Source organism: Streptomyces sp. NPDC025638, assembly GCF_055558775.1.
This window is the reverse complement of sequence record NZ_JBVHLX010000004.1, coordinates 102,660-123,738: the sequence shown is the minus strand read 5'-3', so window position 1 is coordinate 123,738 and position 21,079 is coordinate 102,660. Positions and strand designations below refer to the sequence as shown.

The following is a 21,079-nucleotide window of genomic DNA, read 5'->3' as shown; positions in this document are numbered from 1 at the left end:
TCTCTTCACCTCCGCCTCACCGCGCGGGTATGGACCTCGACGAACACCCCATGCACCCTTGCGCGCGGTGTGCCACCGGGGCACCCCTGTGACGAGGACGGGGCGAATGACACCGATCAGCCGAAGAGGCTTCGTTGGGCTCGGCGCTTCCGTGGCGGCGGGCATGGCGGTGGGCGCCGGTACCGGTACGGCGGCCGCGGCCCAGAGCGCGGCGACCGGCACGATCAAGGACGTGAAGCACGTGGTGATCCTCATGCAGGAGAACCGCAGCTTCGACCACTACTTCGGGCGCCTCAAGGGCGTCCGCGGGTTCGACGACCGCAGCGGCATCATGCTGAGCGGCGGCCGCTCGGTCTTCAACCAGCCGAACGGGCTGGGCCGGCAGTACCCCTGGAAGCTCAGCGCGACCCCGGCCGCGGGCGGCAAGGACGGCGAGACCCTCGCCCAGTGCAACGGCGACCTCCCGCACTCCTGGTCCTCGCAGCACTCCGCCTGGAACAAGGGCCGCCTCGACAACTGGGTCCTGGGCGTGGGCAACGTCCGCTCGCTGGGCTATCTGGACCGCTCCGACATCCCGTTCCACTACGCGCTGGCCGACAACTACACCATCTGCGACGCCTACGCCGAGGCACTGCAGGCCGCCGGGGTGACCTGGAAGGTCTACCAGAACGCGACGGACAACTACGGGGACAACGGCTGCGCCTACTTCAAGAACTTCGCCAACGCCAAGGCCGGCGACCCGCTCCACGACCGGGGCATGTCCTCCGTGCCGAAGGTGACCGGCTCGACCCCGGACGACATCGCCGCCGCAATCAAGGCCGACGTCCTCGCGGGCACGCTCCCGCAGGTCTCCTGGGTGGTCCCCAACCAGGCCTTCTCCGAGCACCCGTACGCCCCACCCGGTGACGGCGCCCACTTCGTGAACCTCGTCTACCAGGCCCTGGCGGCGGACCGCGACGTCTTCGACTCGACCGTCCTGTTCCTCAACTACGACGAGAACGACGGCTTCTTCGACCATGTCCCGCCGCCCGCCCCGCCCGCCGGAACGGCCGGAGAGTTCCTGAACGGCGTGCCGTACGGCTTCGGCTTCCGCGTCCCGATGCTCGTCGTCTCGCCCTGGACGCGCGGCGGCTGGGTCTCCTCGGAGGTCTTCGAGCACACCTCGGTGCTGCGCTTCCTGGAGACCTGGACCGCGGCCATCGGCAGGCCCGCGAACTGTCCCAACATCAGCGCCTGGCGGCGCTCGGTCAGCGGCGACCTGACCGGCGTCTTCGACTTCGCCAACCCGGTCTACGGCCCGGTGTCCCTGCCCGCGACCGGCGTCATCGGCATCAACACCTGCGGCCCGCTGCCCAACCCGGTGCCGACGAACAACGCCCTGCCCGCCCAGGAACCCGGAACCCGCCCGGCCCGCGCGCTGCCCTACCAGCCCAACGGATACCTGGACCGTCTGGAGTTCGGGTCGATGGGCCAGATCCTCGCCTGGTTCACCATGGCCAACCAGGGCGCCCCGGCGGCGCGGGCGGCCCACTTCTCCGTCCATCCGAACGCCTACCGCGACACCACGCCCTGGCAGTACACGGTCGACGCCGGCGGCACCGCCTCCGACTACTTCAACATCGGGCTCGGGTACGGCGGTGGCAAGTACGACCTCACCATGGCCGGTCCCAACCGCTTCCTGCGCCGCTTCCAGGGCGACGCGACGAAGGCGGGCAAGTCGGCGGAGGTGAGGACGCGTTACGCCGTGGAGCCCGGCACCGGCAAGCTCGCCGTCTACTTCAAAATGACCAACTCGGGTTCCTCGTCGGTGAAGTTCACCATCACCTCGAACCACTACCGCGGTGACGGTCCCTGGACGTACACGGTCGCCGCGGGCGCGTCGACGGAGGACTGGTTCAACGCGGTCGCCTTCCAGCAGGGCTGGTACGACTTCACGGTCACCGTCGACTCCGACACGACCTGGTCACGCCGGTTCACCGGGCACCTGGAGACCGGCGCGCCGAGCATCAGCGGTTGAGTCACGCGTACAGGTCCGGGCGCGGCGCGAGTTCGACGACCGCCCGGCGGCCGCTCTCCAGCGCCCGGACCCCCGCCTCGGCGACCACGGAGGCCGCGTACCCGTCCCAGACGCCGGGGCCGGTGACCGTTCCCCGCCGGGTGGCGTCGACCCACGCCTGCACCTCGCGGTCGTACGCGTCGGCGAACCGGACGAGATAGTCCTGCGCCACCTCCTCCCGCGCTCTGCCGTGCGCGGTCACGACCATGGTGTGTTCGTCGCCGATCCGGGCGCTGCCCGCCTCGCACACGGCCTCGCAGCGCACCTGGTAGCCGAAGCCGCAGTTGACGAAGACCTCGACGTCCACCAGGGCCCCCTGCTCCGTCTCGAACAGCACGAACTGCGGGTCGACCAGGCCCTTGGGGGCGCCGGGCGAGGACGCCGGACGCAGCACGGTCACGGCGCTCAGCTCCTGGCCGAGCAGCCAGCGAGCCGCGTCGATCTCGTGCGAGACCGAGCTGTTGACCAGCATGGCGCTGGTGAAGTCGGGCGGGGAGGAGACATTGCGGTGGGTGCAGTGCAGCATCAGCGGGCGCCCCAGGGTGCCGCCGTCCAGCAGGGCCTTGAGACGCCGGTACTCGCTGTCGTAGCGGCGCATGAACCCGATCTGCGCCAGCCGCCGCCCGAGCCTTGCCTCCGCCTCCATGACGCGGAGTGCTCCTGTGGAGTCCGGCACCATGGGCTTCTCGCACAGCACCGGCAGTCCGCGTGCGAACGCCGCGAGCAGTGCCTCCTCGTGCGCGGGGCCGGGCGAGGCGATCAGGACGGCCTGCACACCGGGCGCGTCCAGCGCGGCCACCGCGTCCGTGTGCACCGAGGCGCCGTCCAGTCCGGCGGCCGCCTCCTCGGCGCGTGCGGCGTCGGGGTCGGCGACCGCGGCGACCCTGGCTCCGCTCACCACGTGCTGGAGGCGTCGTATGTGATCGGCCCCCATGTGGCCGGCACCCAGTACGGCCACGCCCAGCAGGTCACCCACGTGCGCACTCCCTCTCAGCCGACGATCACGCCGTAGCGTACGCCGCCCAGAAGGCGTCCTCAGTAGCGCAGTACTCCGGCGATCCCGTCCTCGTCGCCCAGGGTGCCGTCCGGTACGAAGCGGACGTCGGCGCCGGTCTCCAGGCACTGCTCGACGATCTCGTCCACGATGTCCTCGCGGGCGTCGAGGTCGCCGCTCCTCGCCGGGATCAGATGGTCGCCGTCGTCACGCACGGTGATGCGGTAGTTCTCCTCGACGGCGAGCAGCCGGATGCGGCCCTCGCGGGCGCTCTGCCAGACCTCGTCGACCCCGGCGGCGAACTCTTTGCGTCCCCGGGCGGTGGACAGCTCCCGGGCCACGGCGTCGGTGTTCCTGCGGGCCTCCGCGGCGACGATCGGCCGGATGGCCTGCCACACCGCGTCGGGGGTGCCGTTCGCCAGTCCGCCGTGCGGGACGTGCACGGCTTCCCTGATCACCGTGCCGACCTCGTCCATCGCGGACAGGGCCGCCTGCTCGCCGGTGACGTAGAGCGGCCGCGGGTCGTTGCGCAGCACGGTGGTCAGCGCCGTGTCCGCGTCGCGCAGGAAGTGACGGGTGTCCTCGTCACGGAACGTGCTCGGTGTGTCGCCGATCTGTTCCCGGCGCTCCGCATCGAAGTTCTCGCGCGTCCTGGTCAGCGGGAAGCCGCCGGAGTGGTCCTCGGTGACGCGTTCGGGTCCGCCGTTCCACAGCGTGACGCGGTCCGTGGAGACCGAGAGCACCCAGAACGGCCGTTCGGCGGCCTGCGCGGAGACGAGGTTGCGGGTGAGGAAGGTGTCCGAGAGGACGACCCGCTCGGGCACGGTGCGGCCGAGGGACCACACCTGGTGCTCACCGGGTGCGGCGAAGATCACCAGGCCGTCCTCGGCGTGTGCCAGGTCCACCTCGGACAGGGCCCGGTCGAGCTGGTCGACGACGTCGACGCGCCGCTCCCGGGTGACCGAGGGATCGGACTCCAGCTGCTTCTTGGCCTCGGCCACGACATTGCGCAGCCGGACCGGATCCTGGGCGTTGTAAGGCTCTCGGCGATGCGTCGGCGTCAGCACGGACACCGCGGGATACGGGCGCGGACGCCGCAGCTCTGCGAGGGTCACGGGACTGAGTGCGTGCTCCATAACAGCACGATAGGGCCGATTCACCGATCGGGCATTTGGGGTATCGACGACGTTTCCGGTCGGATCTACGGTCGGCCATGGGCACAGATACGCCGAGGAGGTGGTCGCGGTGGCCCGGCTCGTCGTCGACGGGGAGGACGTGGTCCTCCGTCTCGCCCTGCCCGAGCGCCTGCTGGCCCGGCGCCGCGAGGTCCGCCTGCCGCTCGCGGCGGTCCGTGCGGTGAGCGTCGAGCCGGACTGGTGGCGCGGGCTGCGCGGGCTGCCGCACTCCGCCCGGTGGCTGCCCGACCGGTTTTGTCTGGGCGAGTGGCGGCACGCCGAGGGCCGGGACTTCGTCGCCGTGCGCGCGCACGGTCCCGTCGTGCTCGTCGATCTGCGGCCCTCCGCGCCCTTCGACCGCCTGACCGTGTCCACGCCCGATCCCGAAGGAGTCGTACGGGCCATCCGTCAGGTGGCTCAATCCCGTTGTCACGCCGGGCGCGTTCACCTGGCAGTCATGTACCGTCGGCCCACCGAGGCCCCGAGTACACAAGCAATTTACCCGCGTTCGGCATTTCGATCAGCTGAGAGTTGCTAGGGTGCTACTCGTCGGTAGCAAACCGAAGCGGGGATCACCTGGAGTCGCTCGACCCGCGACTCCGTCGACGGGGGTGCCGAGCCCGACGACCTGGCAAGGGGGCCTGGTCGGGCAGGGCTTGTGCGGTTACGCGAGACGCGTCCCTCGAGCGCAGTTCCCTGCTCACCAATTCAGACAGGTGAGACTCGTCAAAATGGCACGTTCCCTGGTCGATTTACTGACCACGCACGCCTCGACCCACCCTGAACGGACCGCTTACCGCTACCTCGTCACGGGCGACAGCGACGGACAGACGCAGGAGCTCACCTACGGGCACCTCGCCGACCGGTCGCGAGCGATCGCCGCCTGGCTGCAGGAGCGCGGACTCGCCGGGTCCCGCGCCATGCTGCTCCACCCGCCCGGTCTGGAATTCATCTGCGCCTACCTGGGCTGCCTCTCGGCCGCAGTGGCCGCCGTACCGGGCGTGCCCCCGCAGGGCCGGGCCCAGAACCACCGTGCGCTGACCCGTATGAAGCGCCTGATAGCCGACGCGGACGCCAAGGTCATCCTCGGCGGCCGCGAGGTGATCGCCGCCCTGGACGCCATGGCGGAACACCTCCCCGAACTGGACGGCATCGCCCGCGTCGCCACCGAGGACATCCCCGACGAGGCGGCCGCCGCCTGGCGCGAACCCGAACTCACCGCGGACTCCGTCGCGTTCCTCCAGTACACCTCCGGCTCGACCTCCGCCCCGCGCGGAGTGGTCGTGACCCACGGGAACCTGCTGGACAACGAACGGGTCATCACCGAGCGGATGGGCCACACCCCCGACACGCTCGCGGAGTACGACCACGAACTGATCGTCAGCTGGCTGCCCGTCTACCACGACATGGGCCTGATGGGCCCGGTCCTGAACACGATGTACCTCGGCGCCACCGCCACCCTCTTCTCACCGCTGCACTTCCTGCAGCAGCCCGCGCGCTGGCTGAAGGCCGTCAGCCGCTTCCGCCCGCACACCAGCGGCGGCCCCAACTTCGCCTACGAGATGTGCCTCAAGCACGCCGGCCCGGACCTGCTTGACGGCCTCGACCTCAGCTCCTGGAAGGTCGCCTTCAACGGCGCCGAACCGGTCCGCGCGGCCACCCTGCGGCGCTTCGCCGAGACCTTCGGCGAGGCCGGCTTCCGCCGCGAGGCCTTCTACCCCTGCTACGGCCTGGCCGAGGCCACCCTCATGGTCACCGGCGGCTCCGTGGACACCCCGCCCACGCTGCTGGAACCCGCCGGGAACGGGCCGCACGCCGGTGAGGCGGACGCCGCGGCCGTGAGCTGCGGACGTCCCGGCCCCGGTGTGACCGTGGTGATCGCCGACCCCGAACGGCGGGAGGAACTGCCCGAGGGAGAGGTCGGCGAGATCTGGGTCGGCGGCGCGAGCGTCGCCAAGGGCTACTGGCGCAACGCCCTCGCCACCCGTGAGACGTTCCGCGCCACACTCCCCGACGCCCTCACCGGCGAGGAGCGCCGCTTCCTGCGCACCGGTGACCTCGGATTCCTGCGCGACGGCGAACTGTTCGTCACCGGCCGCCTCAAGGACCTGATCGTCATCGACGGCCGCAACCACTACCCGCAGGACCTGGAGCTGTCCGCCGAGCTGTCCCACCCGGCGCTGCGGCCGGGCTGCACCGCCGCGTTCTCCGTGGACTCCGGGACGGAGGGCGAACAGGCCGTCGTCGTCGCCGAATTGTCCCCGGACGCGGTCGGCGAGGCCGAGAAGGTCATCGACCTCATCCGCAGCGCGATCGGCGAGGCCCACGGCCTGTCGGTGCGTGACGTCGTGCTGGTCCAGCCCGGCACCATCCCCAAGACTTCCAGCGGGAAGATCCAGCGCCGCGCCACCCGCGCGGCCCATCTCGACGGCACCCTCGCCGTGATCGGCGAGCCGTCCGCGGTGTGACACCGCCCGCCGCCGGCGCGCCCGTTCGCGCCGGCGGCACGGCCGGTCGTCGATGCCCGCCGCCAATCCGCTGACCGTCGTACGTCCCTCGTACGACGGTCAGCCCTGCCCCCATGCCGTCGCCTGCGCCGTAGCGCGCGGCCGTACGGCATCCGCCTGAGCCCGAGTTCACGAGGACACCTGCCCAGATGCCTGCGAACGAGTCCCCGAAGCAGTCCCCCGAGCCGTCCCCGACGACCTCCGAGGGCGTGCGGGCCTGGCTGGCGTCGGCCGTCGCCGAGGCGGCCGGGATCGACCCGCCGGCCGTCGACCCGGACCGGCCCATCGCCGAATTCGGCATCGGTTCACGCCAGTTGGTGACCCTTGCCGCCGAGCTCTCCAAGCGGATCGGCCGGCCCCTGGAACCGTCCCTGGTCTTCAATCACCCCACGATCTCCGCGATCGCCGAGGCTGTCCTCGAAGCGCAGGAACCATCCTTCGGCGCACAGGCGTCGACGCCCCCCGAGCCGGCCCGGGCCACCACGCGTCCGGACGACGACGTGGCCATCATCTCCATGGCCTGCCGCTTCCCCGGCGGTGCCGAGGACCCCGAGGCGCTGTGGCGGCTGCTGGCCACGGGCGAGGACGCCATCTCCGAAGTCCCCGCGGGCCGTTGGGACACCCGCGGGCTGTACGACCCGGACCCGGAGGCCGGCGGAAAGGCCTACACCCTGCGCGGCGGATTCCTGGACGGCATCGACCGCTTCGACGCGCCGTTCTTCGGGATCTCCCCGCGCGAGGCAGCGGCCATGGACCCGCAGCAGCGGCTGCTGCTGCAGACCGCCTGGGAGACACTGGAGCGCGCCGGCATCCTCCCGGACACGCTGAACGGCAGCTCCACCGGCGTCTATGTCGGCCTGTACGACAGCGGCTATCTGGCCGCCGCCTCGCTCGGCCAGCTCGACGGGCACGTCGGCACCGGCTCGGCGGCCAGCGTGGCCTCCGGGCGCATCGCCTACACCCTCGGCCTCCAGGGCCCCGCGGTGACCGTCGACACCGCCTGCTCGTCCTCCCTCGTCGCGCTGCATCTGGCGGCGCGGGCGCTGGCGAGCGGCGAGTGCGACCTGGCGCTCGCCGGTGGCGCGACACTTCTCGTCACGCCGCGCGGGCACGTCGAGTTCAGCAGGCTGCGCGGGCTGTCGCCGTCCGGGCGGTGCAGCCCGTTCTCGGCCGACGCCGACGGGGTGGTGTGGGGCGAGGGCTGCGGACTGGTCCTGCTCAAGCGGCTCTCGGACGCACGCCGGGACGGCGACCGCGTGCTGGCCGTCGTCAAGGGCTCGGCGATCAACCAGGACGGCCGCAGCCAGGGCCTGAGCGCGCCCAACGGCCCCGCCCAGGAGCGGGTGCTGCGCGCCGCGCTGGACGCCGCCGGACTGACCCCGCACGACCTGGACTACGTGGAGGCGCACGGCACGGGCACCCGTCTGGGCGACCCGATCGAGGGCCGGGCGCTGGCCAATGTGTTCGGGCCGGGCCGCCCCGCCGACCGGCCGCTCGGCGTCGGTTCCCTCAAGTCCAACATCGGCCACACCCAGGCCGCGGCGGGCATCGGCGGCGTCATCAAGACGGTGCTGGCCCTCGGCCACGAACACATTCCGGCCTCGCTGCACGCCGAGACCCTCACCGAGCACATCGACTGGACGGACAGCGGCCTGCGTGTCCTCGGCGACGCCGAGGCATGGCCGCGCGAGCCGGGCCGGGCACGCCGGGCCGGGGTGAGCGCCTTCGGCATCAGCGGCACCAACGCCCACGTGGTACTGGAGGAGGCGCCCGAGGAGCCGGCCCGGGACAGCAACGGGTCCGGCGCGAGCCCCCTCGTCGGCGAACCGCACGGCACCGGTCTCTTCCCGCTCTCCGCCCGCGGTCTTCTCGCCCTGCGAGGACAGGCCGCGCGCCTCCTCGAAGCACTGGAAGCGCGGCCGCAGTTGCCGCTGCCCGCCGTGGCGGCGACGCTCACCCACCACCGCACCCACTTCGACCACCGAGCTGTCGTCCGGGCGGGCCACCGCGACGAGTTGCTCACCGCTCTGCGCTCACTCGCCGAAGGACAGCCCGACCCCGACCTGACCGTCGGCCCCGAGCAGACCCGGCCCGTGGGCAAGGTGGCCTTCGTCTTCCCCGGCCAGGGCGCCCAGTGGACCGGCATGGCCCGCGACCTGCTCGACAGGGACCCGGTGTTCGCCGACGAACTCGACCGCTGCGACGCCGCCCTGCGCCCGTTCACCGAGTGGTCGGTGACCTCGGTGCTGCGCGGTGAGGCGGGCGCCCCGTCCCTGGACCGGGTGGACGTGGTCCAGCCGGTGCTGTTCGCCGTGATGGTGTCGCTGTCCGCCGTGTGGCGGGCCCGGGGCATCCGGCCCGACGCCGTGATCGGGCACAGCCAGGGCGAGGTCGCCGCGGCCTGTGTCGCGGGGGCGCTCAGTCTCAACGACGCGGCCGCCGTGGTCGCCCTGCGCAGCCAGGCCCTGACCGGGCTGTCCGGCACCGGCACCATGGCCGTCGTGGCCCTGCCCCACACCGAGGTGGAGACGCGGCTTCCCGACGGAGTGAGCGTCGCGGCCGTCAACAGCGGCCGGTCCACGGTGATCGCCGGCGACGTGGCCCCCCTGGAGGCCTTCCTCGCCGACCTCGAAGCGGAGCAGGTCTTCGTCCGCCGTCTGGAGGTCGACTACGCCTCCCACAGCGCCCAGGTCGAACCGGTCCGCGCGACGATCCTCGACGAACTCGACGGCGTCATCAGCAGCCCGACGTCCGTCGCCTGGTACTCCACCGTCACCGGCGAACCGGTCACCGAGGAGCTGGAAGCCGACTACTGGTACACCAACCTCCGGGAGACCGTGCGCTTCGCCCCCACCGTGGAGCGCATGGCCGCCGACGGCTACCGCCACTTCGTCGAGCTCAGCCCGCACCCCTCCCTGCTCACGGCCCTGCGCACCGTCGGCGAGGACTGCGGCCACGACCTGCTCGCTGTCGGCTCGCTGCGCCGCGACGAGGACGCCCGCGCGTGCCTGGACCGGGCCGCCGCCGAACTCCACGTCCACGGACGGCGGATCGACTGGCGCCGCCTGGTCGCCGGCACGGCGCCCGTGGACCTGCCGACGTACGCCTGGGATCCGCAGCGCCACTGGACCGAGCCCGAGTCCGGCACGGGCGGGCCCGGACTGTTCGACCGCGCCGCGCACCCGTTGCTCGGCATCCAGCTCCAGTCGGCCGACGAGACCCGCTGGACCTTCCGCAACGAGTGGTCCCCGGCCACCGCCGACTGGCTGCCCGACCACGCCGTGTTCGGCCGGACCGTGGTGTCCGGCACGACCCTGGCCGAACTGTGCCGCGCGGCCCTCGCCGCGGCCCGCCCGGACACCCCGGCCGACGTCACCGGACTGCTTCTGCTCAGCCCGCTGGTGCTGCCGGACTCCCACACGGTCGAGGTGTCCGTCGAGGTGGTCACCGCCGGTCCCGTACCGGAGATCACCGTGCACAGCCGCCCGCGCGGCCGGGACGCCACCGGCTGGACCCTGCACGCCACCGCGTCCGCGGCCGGGTCCGCCCCCGTAGCGGCCGGTCAGCCGCCGGTGTGGCCGGAGAGGGCCGAGGAGGTCTGGACCCCGAAGACCTACGAGCGGCTGGGCGCGCTCGGGCTCGGCTACGGTCCCGCCTTCCAGGGCGTGCGGTCGGTGGTCGCGACCGACGACGGCGCACTGCTGGCGCGCCTTTCGCTGCCGTCCGCCGCCCGTGACATGGCCGATCCCTACCCGCTCCACCCGGCGCTGTTGGACGCCGCACTGCAGGTCGCCGCGGCCTTCGACATGAACGGCGGGCGGGTGTTCCTCCCGGTCGCCGTGGGCCGCTGTGTGCTGCCGCCCGGCGGCGCCGGCGACCTGACCGCGTCCGTACGGCGCACGGGCGGCTCGGCCACGGACCTCACGCTGGACGTGGCGCTGTGGGACGCCGACGGACTCCCGGCCGGCCGCCTGGAGACCGTACGGCTGCGCGCCGCCGACCCGGCCGACCTGGGCGGCGGCTCGGAGAACGGACGGCACCTGTACGAGGTCGCGTGGACGGCCCTGCCCGAGGAGCCCCCCGCCGCACCGGGCACCGCGTGGGCGGTCGTCGGCGACCGGTCCGACCCACAGGTCGCGGCCGCCCGGCAGGGCCTCGGCGCGGCGGGGGCCGAGGTGCGCGACACGGGCGCCGACGTCGTCGTACGCATCTGGCCGCGTCCGGCGAGGGACGCCGAACCGGCGTCCGTGGCACAGGAGTTGGCCGCCGCGGCGCTGGAGGAGCTGCACGCTCGGATCGCGCTGCCCGGGGAGGAGGCCACGTCCCGGACCGTCTGGGTGACCCGCGGCGCGGTCGCCGCCGCCGACGGCGACCGGGTGACCGGCTTCGCCCAGTCGGTGCTGTGGGGCCTGGCGCGCAGTGCCCGCGCCGAGCACCCGGACCTCGGGCTGACCCTGCTCGACCTCGACGACCTCGAAGACCTGGAAGACATCGAAGACCGCGACGATCTCGGCGATCTCGGCCACGCGGCGGACATGGCAGTTGCTCTGCTCGCCGCCGCGGCCCGTCCCGACGAGCCCGAACTCGCCCTGCGCGCAGACACGTTGCTCGTTCCGAGGCTGGTGCGCGCCCGCCCCGCGGACACCTTGCGCGTGCCGCCCGGTGACCACTACGAGCTGGTCCTCGCCGACGATCCGGCCCTGCGCACCGCCGAGCCCCTGCCGCTGGGGCCCGGCCAGGTCCGGATCCAGGTGCACGCCCTCGCGCTCCCGGCCCCCGGAGCGGCATCCTTCGTGTGCGCCGGTGTGCTCACCGAGGTCGCGGCCGATGTCGAGGGACTCCTTCCCGGCCTGCGGGTGCTCGGCCCGGCCGACACCGCGCCGGGCTCCGAGGCGGTCACCGACGCGTCGCGGATCACGGTGGTCGCGGACGAAGTACCGTTCACCGCCGCGGTGGCGTCAGTCGAACACCCGCGTGTCCTCCATGTCACCGACGCCCGCGAGGCGATCCGCCACCGGGCCGTGTCCGACCGCCCCGTGGTCCTGGACCTGGCCGGCACCCCCTCCCCGGTCCCCACCGACGGCACCGTCCTGATCACCGGCGGTCTGGGAGCCGTCGGCCGGCACATCGCCCGCCTCCTCGCCGAACACGGCGTTCCCCGACTGCTCCTGACCTCCCGTCAGGGGCCTGACGATCCCCGCGCCGCCGAGGTCACCGCCGAACTGGCCACGCTGGGCACCGAGGTCGAGGTGGCGGCGTGCGACGTGGCGGACGCGGCGGCCTTGGCGGACGTACTCGCCGGGATCGGTGAGGAGTCGCCGCTGCGGGGCGTCGTGCACTGCGCGGGTGTCCTGGACGACGGCGTGGTCGCCGAGCTGACCCCCGAGCGGCTCGCACGGGTGCTCGGCCCGAAGGCCGACGGCGCCGCCCATCTGCACCGGCTCACCGCGGACGCGCCCCTCGACCTGTTCCTCCTGGTCTCCTCGGCCGCCGGTGTCGTCGGCAACCCGGGCCAGGGCGACTACGCGGCGGCCAACGTCTTCCTGGACCAACTCGCCCACCACCGGCGCGCCTTGGGCCTGCCCGGCGTTTCCGTCTCGTTCGGCGCGTGGGCGGGCGAGGGCCTCGCCGCCGCACACGCCGACCTGGACCGGATGGCGCGTCTCGGCCATCGCGCGCTCACCGCGGACCAGGGCCGCGACCTGGTCGAGCTGTCCCTGCGGCGGAACGCGCCGCACCTGGTCGCCTGGGTCCTGGACCTGCCCCGGCTGCGCGAGCACGCCGGCGGGTCCGCGCTGTGGCGCTCGCTGCTGCCCGCGCCCCGCGCCCCGCAGCACACCGGTGACGCCCTGGCCGACCGCCTGGCCCGGCTGCCGGAGCCGGAACGCGCCGAACGCGTCCTGGCCCTGGTCCGCGACGAGGTCTCCCGCGCCCTCGGCCTGCGCTCGGCGGAGTCCGTCCGCCCCGACCAGCCGCTGCGCGACCTCGGCATGGACTCGGTGACCGCGGTCGAACTCCGCAACCGCATCGGCACCCGCATCGGTGCCCGGCTCCCCGCGACCCTGCTGTTCGACCACCCCACCGCGGACCGGCTGGCCGCCCATCTGCTGTCCCACGTCCTCGTCACGGACGGCGACCGTGCCGCCCGGCGCACCGCGTCCGCCCCGGTACGCCTCGCCGCCCCGGCGACGGACGAGCCGATCGCCGTGGTCTCCATGGCCTGCCGGCTGCCCGGCCAGGTGAGCGACCCGGAGGGGCTGTGGCGCCTGGTCGCGGACGGCCGCGACGCGGTCGGCCCGTTCCCGGCGGGGCGCTGGGACGTGGAGTCGCTGTACGACCCCGATCCGGACGCCCTCGGCAAGACATACGCCCGTGAGGGCGGCTTCCTGGACGACATCGAGTCCTTCGACCCGGGCTTCTTCGGCATCACCCCGAAGGAGGCCGCCGCCATGGACCCGCAGCAGCGGCTGCTCCTGGAGACGTCCTGGGAGGCGCTGGAGCGCGCCGGGATCGTGCCCGCCGAACTGGCGGGCAGCACCACCGGTGTGTACGTCGGCATGTTCGGCAGTGACTATCTGTCCGGCTCCCGGCTGGACCAGCTGGACGGCTACGTCGGCACCGGGTCCGCGCTGAGCGTGGCCTCGGGCCGGCTCGCCTACGCCCTCGGTCTGCACGGCCCGGCGATGACCGTCGACACCGCCTGCTCCTCCTCCCTGGTGGCCACCCACCTCGCGACGCAGGCGCTGCGGACCGGAGAGTGCGATCTCGCGCTGGTCGGCGGAGTGACCCTGATGGTCACACCCCAGACCTTCGTGGAGTTCAGCCGGCTGCGCGGACTCTCCCCGACCGGCCGCTGCCGCTCCTTCTCCGACGACGCGGACGGCGCGATCTGGGCCGAGGGCGTCGGCATGCTCGTACTGAAGCGGCTGAGCGACGCCCGGCGCGACGGGGACGAGGTACTGGCCGTGCTGCGCGGCACGGCCGTCAACCAGGACGGCCGCAGCCAGGGCCTGTCCGCGCCCAACGGCCCCGCGCAGGAGCAGGTGATCCGGCGGGCGCTGGAAGTGTCCGGACTGGAACCCGCCGACATCGACTATGTGGAGGCCCACGGAACCGGAACGACGCTCGGCGACCCGATCGAGGCCAACGCGCTGGCCGAGGTCTTCGCCGACTCCCGCCCCCAGGACCGCCCGCTGTACCTGGGCTCCCTCAAGTCCAACATCGGTCATGTGCAGGCGGCTTCGGGCGTGGCCGGGCTGATCAAGGTGGTCCAGTCGCTGCGTCACCGGACCCTGCCGCGCACCCTGCACGCCGACACGCCCAGCCGGCACGTCGAGTGGGACGGCAGCGGGCTGCGACTGCTCCAGGAGGCCGTGGACTGGCCGTCGACGGGGGAGCGGGTCAGGCGCGCCGGGATCAGCGCCTTCGGCATCAGCGGCACCAACGCCCATGTGATCGTCGAGGAGGCCCCGCGCGTCGAGACCTCGGCCCCCGGTGAAACACCGCCGGAGAAGCGGCTGTTCGTGCTGTCCGGACGCGGCGAGACCGCGCTGCGCGGACAGGCCGCGCGGCTGGCCCAGTACGTCACCGACGACACCTCGCTGTCGGACGTCGCCCACACCCTGGCCCGGCACCGCAGCCACTTCGAATGGCGCACGACCCTCGTCGCGGGCGACCGCGAGGAACTGCTCTCCTCCCTCAAGGCGTTGAGCAGCGGGCGCAGGCCCCTGACACCGCCCCGCGAGGAGCAGACCGGCAAGGTGGCCTTCGTGTTCGCCGGGCACGGCGGCCAGTGGACCGGCATGGGCATGGAGCTGCTGGCCCATTCGGCGGCGTTCCGCGAGGAGCTGACCCGTATCGACGAGGCCGTACACCGGCAGGTCGGCTGGTCCGTGCTCAATGTGCTGCGCGCACCCGAGGAGTTCACCCCGCTCGACCGCACGGAGTACCTCCAGCCGGTTCTCTTCGCGGTCAACACGGCCCTGGCCGCCGCCTGGCGCGAGCTAGGCGTCACACCGGACGCGGTCGTCGGACACAGCCTGGGCGAGATCGCCGCCGCCTACACCGCGGGCGCCCTGACACTGGACGAGGCCGTGGCCGTGGTGACCGGGCGCGCCCAGGCGGTCGTCCCCCTGGTCGGACAGGGCGGCATGCTGGCCGTGGAACTGCCCCCCGCGGACATGGAGCAGCTGCTCAAACCGTATGCCGACCGGCTGTTCGTCGCGGCCCTCAACAGCGCCCGGAGCACGGCCGTTTCGGGCGACGCCGACGCACTGGCCGAGCTGCGCCGGAGCCTGGAGGAGCGGGAGATCCCCGCGCGCGTCCTGTCGACACCGTTCGCCTCGCACACCCCGCTGATGGAGCCGCTCCGCGACGAGCTGCTCGACCGCTTCTCCGCCGTCCGCGGCACGGGCACGCCCACCCCGTTCTACTCGTCGGTGCTGGCCGAACCGGTGCCCGGGGACCGGCTGGACGCCGCCTACTGGTTCGCCAACCTCCGGCAGCCCGTCCGCTTCGCGGACACCGTCCGGCGGATGCTCGACGACGGCTACCGCTACTTCGTCGAGCTCAGCCCGCACCCGTCGCTCACCTCGTCCGTCGAGGCGGTCGCGGCCGAGGCCGGGATCGACGCGGTCGGCGTCGGTTCGCTGCGCAGGCAGCGCGACGGGCGGGACCTACTGCTCGGCAGGGTGGGCGAGTTGTATACGGCCGGGCACACGCCCGACTGGGCCGCGCTGTTGCCCGAGGGCCGCAGGGCGGACCTGCCCACCTACGCCTTCGCCCGCGAACGGCACTGGCTCGCCCCGGTCCGGACCGGCGGCGCGGCCGGGGGTTCGCCGCTGCTCGGCACCCACGTCGAGGCCAGCGACGAGCCGGACAAGGACATCTTCCAGAGCGAGATCGACCTGCGCGACACCCGCTTCACCTATCTGACCGACCATCGGGTCACCGGTGAGGTGTGGCTGCCCGGTGCGGCCTTCCTCGACATGGCGCTCGAAGCCGCGACCGCGGTGACGGAGGGCGGCGAAGTGCGGCTGGCCGACGTCGCGTTCGTCCAGCCGCTGCGCCTGGACGAGGAACGGCCCGTACGGCTCCAGCTCGTGCTGCGGCCCGCCGAGAACGGCTTCCGGGACTTCACTGTCGCGTCCGCCGCGATCGGCGAGCGCTGGCAACGGCATGTCACCGGCCGGATCGCCGTTGCCGACGCCGTACCGGAGCCGGACCGGGGTGAGGACCTGGCCGCGCTGCGCGAGCGGTGTGCGGAGCGCGTCGACGTACCGGCCGTGTACGCCGGACTCGCCGCCCTCGGCATCGAGTACGGCCCCTTCTTCCGCGGCCTGGAGGAGGGCCACCGCAGCGATGCCGCCGCGGTCGGCCGGCTTGCCGCCAGGCCCGCCGCCGGTCATCTGCTGCACCCCGCCGTCCTCGACGCCGCCTTCCACTCGGCCGCGCTCCCCGAGAACGCCCCGCAGGGACGGGCGTTCGTGCCCGCCGGGGTCGGACGGCTGCGGTTCACCGGGCTGCGCACCACACCGGCCTGGGTGAGCTGTGCCCTGCGCGGCGTGGACGGCGACACCGCGACGCTCGACCTGCGGCTGTGGGACGAGGACGACCAACTCGTCCTGGAGGCATCGGAGTTCCGGCTTGCCGCGCTCTCGCCGCTGGACGGTGCGCTCTTCGAGACCCGCTGGCAGCCCCGCCCCGAGGCACAGGAGGCGCCCGACGGCGGCAGTTGGCTCATCCTCGCCGACGGGACCGGAGTGGCCGAGGAACTCGCCGACCGGCTAGGCGATTTGGTGCCGCACGTCATCGCCCGCAGGGGAGAGGCGTTCGGCGTCGAAGGGCCCGGACGCTATGTGCTCGACCCGGCCGATCCGGCCCAGCTGGCGCGTCTGCTGGACGAGGCCTACCCGGACGGGCCGCCCGGACGGGTGGTCCAGCTCTCCGCGCTCGACGCCCCGGCGATCGGCGACGCACGCACCGCCGAGGAGGCGGCCCGCCTGTGCTGCCTGAGCACCCTGCATCTGGTGCGGACCCTCGCCGACCGGCCGAGGGGACGCACGCCCCGCCTGTTCGTCGTCGCACGCGGCAGCCAGGCCGCCGGTGGCAGCGGCCGGGTGACGCACCCCCAGCAGGCGCTGGCCTGGGGCTTCGGACTCGCCGTGGCGCAGGAGTACCCCGAGCTGGCGACCACCCTCGTCGACCTGCCGCCGACGGGCGGCGCCGGGGAACTGTGGACCCAGCTGTGGCACGCGGACGACGAACGGCTGGTCGCGCTGCGCGAGTCGGGCCGCCTGGTGCCGCGCCTGGCCCGTACCCGCCCGGACGACGCCGCTGACGCCGGCACCGACGGCGTGCACTTGATCACCGGCGGTCTGGGCGGCCTCGGCCGGGTCGTCGCCGAGCGGCTGGTCCGGCGCGGCGCCCGACGGCTCGCCCTGATGAGCCGGGGAACGCCCGGCGCCGACACCGCCGCCTGGATCCGGGGACTGGAGGAGCGCGGTGTCACCGTGCACCTGCCCCGCGCCGACGTCGCCGACCGCGCCGGCCTCGCGGCCGCCCTGGACGCCGTACGCCACGATGCGGGCCCGATCACCACGGTCGTGCACGCGGCCGGTGTCCTCGACGACGCCACCGTGGCCAACCTGACCGACGAGCGCGCCCTGCGCGTCCTCGCCCCCAAGGTGCTCGGCACCGCCCTGCTCACCGAACTGATCCCGGAAGCCCGGAGCCTCGTGCTGTTCGCCTCGGCGGCCGGACTCCTCGGCTCGGCCGGTCAGAGCCCGTACTCCGCCGCCAATGCCTTCCTCGACGCCTGGGCGCATCACCTCTCCCACGCCGACCGGCGGGCGCTGAGCCTGGACTGGGGCGCCTGGGCCGGTGTCGGCATGGTCGCCGAGTCCGGCACCCGGGCTGCCGAAACCAGCCGCTCCGGACTGATCGCCTTCTCCCCGCAGGACGGCGGTGAACTGTTCGAGCGGGTGCTGAACACCGGCCGCCGTCAGCTCGCGCCCATCGCCCTCGACTGGGAACTGCTCGGGCTCGACCCCGACGCGGTGCGCAGCCGCCCGATCCTGGGCGACCTGATCACCCTTCCGACGGGCGGCGCCGACACCGACGACCTCGTCAGGAAGGTGTTCGCCGCCACCACGGAGCACGACCGCGCCGAGTGGCTGGAGGCGTACGTACGGGCCCGGGTCGGTGAGGTCTCCGGCGGTGCCGTGGACGTGTTCGCGACCACGGCCCTGAAGGAACTCGGCCTGGACTCCCTGATGCTGGTCCGGCTGCGCAACGCCTTCGCCCGTGAACTCGGGGTCGAACTCCCGGCCGCCGACGTGTTTTCCGCCGCCGACATCCGCGGCCTCGCCCGCGCCCTGGGCGCGGCCCTGCCCGAGCGGGAGACGGCGGCGCGCGAGGAGAAGCAGGAGCGGGCGGCGGACGTACCCGAGACCGAACTGCGGCCCGCCACCCGGGACGTCGTACGGCTCCTGCGCAGCGCCCAGCCGGGCATGCCCGACGCGGCCCACGGCGTCGGCCTCGCCGTACGCCTCACCGCGCCCGCCGGCCGCGAGACCCTCACGGACATCGTCGACCGGCTCGCCGCACGGCACGCCGCCCTGCGCACCGCGATCGTCACCGGGCCCGAGGGCGGTCGGCAGCTGCGCGTCGACCGCGCGTTGACGCAGCCGCTGCTGCGCTGGACCGCCGACCCGGACGCCGATCCCGCCGACCGGCTGCGCCGGCTGCTGGAGCCGCCGTTCGACCTGGCGAGCCCGTCGCTGTGGCGCTTCGAACTGCTCGACGGCGGCGCCGGCGGCCAGGTCCTGGTCTTCGGCGCGCACCACGCGGTCAGCGATCTGCAGTCCCTGCTGCTCGTGGCCGGGGAGATCGACGCCGAACTGTCCGGCACCCCGCTCGGCGGCACCGTCACCAACCGGGACATCGACCTGCTGATCGAGGCCCAGGAAGGCGGTGAGGGGGCCGCCGCCGAGTGGCGCGAGGCCTTCCACGGCAGCGAGCGGCTGGACCTGACGCTCACCCATGACCGGCCCGAGGACCGTTCGTACCGGGCCGGAAGCGTGACCGTCTCCCTCCCCGACTCACTCATGGAGCGCGTCTCGGCGGCCGCGAGCGGTCTGGCCGTCACCCCGGCCGCCTTCTGCCTCGGCACGCTGACCGTGCTGCTCGCCAGGAAGCGGGAGCGCGAGCGGTTCGTGTTCGCCGTGCCCGTCGACACCCGCATCCACGCCGACGCGTTCGGCGCCGTGGGCTTCTACGGCGTGCCCGTGCCGTTCCCGGCGCAGGCCGCCGCGGGCGAGACGGTCGAGGAGGTGCTGCGCCGGACCGACGGCCGGCTGGAGAAGATCCTCGCGAAGGGCGCCATGTTCTCGGACGTCCTGGCCACGCTCGCCAAGCAGGGGCTGTACCGGGCGAACGCGCCGCTCGTGGAGGTGTACTTCAACTTCGTCCGCTTCTCCGGCCGGCTGAACCGGCTGGAGGTGCTGCCCGCCGGGATCGGATACACCGACCTCGACCTGATGGTCACCATGACTCCGGACGCGGGCACGGTCCGGCTCGACCACAACCTGGACATCCTGGACGCGGCGACCGCCGCCGCGCTGGGGGAGGAGTTCGTACGGCTGCTGGAGGAGACGGCGCGGGACGCGACGGCGGTCGTGCGGGAGGGCAGTACGACCGCGACCGTGGCCCGGGAGGGCGATGCGACCGCGGTCGTGGCCCGTGAGCAAGGGCCCGTCGCAGTACGGCGGCCGTCCCTCGCCCTCGCCGCCACCTTCGCCCTCGGCAACCTCCCGCTGATGTGCGGGGCGGCACTGGAGGAGGACGGCGTCACGGTCGCGGAGGCCCCGTACCACCAGGTCCTGGCGAGCCTCCAGGACCCGTCCGGTGTCCTCGCCGACCCGGCCACCGCGGTGGGCGTGGTGCTGTTGCGGGCCGCGGACCTGGAACGGTTCGGCCCGGTGGACGACACGCTCCTCGCCGAGCTGCGCACCGCCTACCCGGCCGCTCTGAAGGCCCTGTCCGAACGGACCCGCAGGCCGCTCGTCGTCGGCTTCCTGCCCGCCACCCGCGAAGAGGAACGCTTCGTCGAATGGGAGCGCGGGATCGCCGCCGACCTGGCCGACCTGCCCGGCATCGCGGTCCTCGGCCCCGACGAGTGGACCCGCCACCACCCCGTCGACGAACGCTTCGACGCCCGCACCGAACGGCTGGCCCACCTCCCCTTCACCCCGCAGTTCCAGGCGGCCGTCGCCCTGCGCCTCGCCGAGGTCGTACGGGCCGTGCTGCGCCCGGCGCCCAAGGTCATCGCCGTCGACGGCGACGAGACCCTGTGGGGCGGCGTCGCCGGGGAGATCGGCCCGGAGGCGGTGGACCTCACCGGACCGCGTGCCCTGCTGGCGCGCAGGCTGCTCCAGTGGCGGGCGGCGGGCGCCCTGCTGGCGCTGGTCAGCAACAACGACGAGGCCACGGTCCGGGCCGTCCTGGACCGCCCCGACAGCCTGCTGAAGGCCGAGCACTTCAGCGTGCTCTCCGCCGCCTGGGGACCGAAGCCGGCCCGGGTCGCGGACGCGGCCCGCACGCTCAACCTCGGCGTGGACAGCTTCCTGTTCCTGGACGACAACCCGGCCGAGATCGCCAAGATGCGGGCGGCACTGCCGCGGGTGCTGTCCGTGACCTGCCCGCCGGCCGGCGAACTCGACGGCTTCCTGGGCCGTTTGTGGCCGCTGGTCCCGGCCGCGGCGACCGCCGAGGACGCGCTGCGGGCGCGGTTCTACGAGCAGGAGCGGGAGCGCGACGCCGTGCGCGAACAGGGCGGGTTCGAGGAGTTCCTGGCCCAGCTGGAACTGGCGGTCGACATCCGGGCCCTGGCCGAGGACGACGTGCAGCGCGCCGAGCAACTCGTCCGTCGCACCAACCAGTTCACCCTGCGGGCCCGCTCGTCCGACGGCGGCGATCTCGCCCGGTGGCGGGAGCGCGGCGAGGTGTGGACGGCGGCGGCCCGGGACCGGTTCGGCGACTACGGCCAGATCGCCCTGCTCGCCGTCCGCGCCGACGGCGGCCAACTCGACGTCCTGGCCTGGATGATGAGCTGCCGCGCACTCGGCCGGGGCGTCGAGGAACGCCTGCTGGCGTGGCTGGCCGACCGGGCCGACGCGCTGGACTGCGCCAAGGTCCGGCTGTCGGCGGAGCGCACCCCCCGCAACGTACCCGCGCGGCGGCTGCTGGCCGCGCTCGGCGGTGGCCACCAGGACGACGAGCGGCTGGACGTCGTCGTCACACCGGACCACCTGAGGGCGTTCCGGTCCTGGGAACAGCAGTGACGGAC

6 protein-coding genes are annotated in these 21,079 nt (G+C 73.5%); 4 read left to right on the top strand and 2 right to left on the bottom strand.

The genetic code is table 11. The features are described from left to right. Window positions 1–106: 106 nt before the first annotated feature. Entirely contained in the window at window positions 107–2,017 is a 1,911-nt protein-coding gene (locus ACZ4EG_RS11580) for an alkaline phosphatase family protein (protein WP_467790495.1), read from the top strand. A gap of 1 nt (window position 2,018) precedes the next feature. Here the strand turns inward: ACZ4EG_RS11580 and ACZ4EG_RS11575 are convergent, their stop codons facing one another. Further along, the gene (locus tag ACZ4EG_RS11575) at window positions 2,019–3,032 is read right to left on the bottom strand and encodes a Gfo/Idh/MocA family protein (protein ID WP_467790494.1); all 1,014 of its coding nucleotides are present in this window, start codon (window positions 3,030–3,032) and stop codon (window positions 2,019–2,021) included. Between the two features lie 59 nt (window positions 3,033–3,091). Continuing rightward, the gene (locus ACZ4EG_RS11570) at window positions 3,092–4,186 is read right to left on the bottom strand and encodes a baeRF3 domain-containing protein (protein WP_467790493.1); all 1,095 of its coding nucleotides are present in this window, start codon (window positions 4,184–4,186) and stop codon (window positions 3,092–3,094) included. Between the two features lie 109 nt (window positions 4,187–4,295). Between ACZ4EG_RS11570 and ACZ4EG_RS11565 the strand changes: the two genes are divergently transcribed. From ACZ4EG_RS11565 to ACZ4EG_RS11555, 3 genes are all read left to right on the top strand, one after another. Next, entirely contained in the window at window positions 4,296–4,763 is a 468-nt protein-coding gene (locus tag ACZ4EG_RS11565) for a hypothetical protein (protein WP_467790492.1), read from the top strand. A gap of 193 nt (window positions 4,764–4,956) precedes the next feature. After that, complete coding sequence (locus ACZ4EG_RS11560) at window positions 4,957–6,693, top strand: fatty acyl-AMP ligase (protein WP_467790491.1); 1,737 nt, start codon at window positions 4,957–4,959, stop codon at window positions 6,691–6,693. A 188-nt stretch (window positions 6,694–6,881) separates the two neighbouring features. Beyond that, a complete protein-coding gene (locus tag ACZ4EG_RS11555) occupies window positions 6,882–21,074 on the top strand; it encodes an SDR family NAD(P)-dependent oxidoreductase (RefSeq protein ID WP_467790490.1) in 14,193 nt (4,730 codons plus the stop codon). The last annotated feature ends 5 nt before the right edge of the window (window positions 21,075–21,079 follow it).

Excerpts from the sequence above, each read along its gene's own strand:
- ACZ4EG_RS11570 (WP_467790493.1), bottom strand. The coding sequence starts at position 4,186 with ATGGAGCACGCACTCAGTCCCGTGACCCTCGCAGAGCTGCGGCGTCCG.
- ACZ4EG_RS11580 (WP_467790495.1), top strand. The coding sequence starts at position 107 with ATGACACCGATCAGCCGAAGAGGCTTCGTTGGGCTCGGCGCTTCCGTG.
- ACZ4EG_RS11560 (WP_467790491.1), top strand. The coding sequence starts at position 4,957 with ATGGCACGTTCCCTGGTCGATTTACTGACCACGCACGCCTCGACCCAC.
- ACZ4EG_RS11555 (WP_467790490.1), top strand. The coding sequence starts at position 6,882 with ATGCCTGCGAACGAGTCCCCGAAGCAGTCCCCCGAGCCGTCCCCGACG.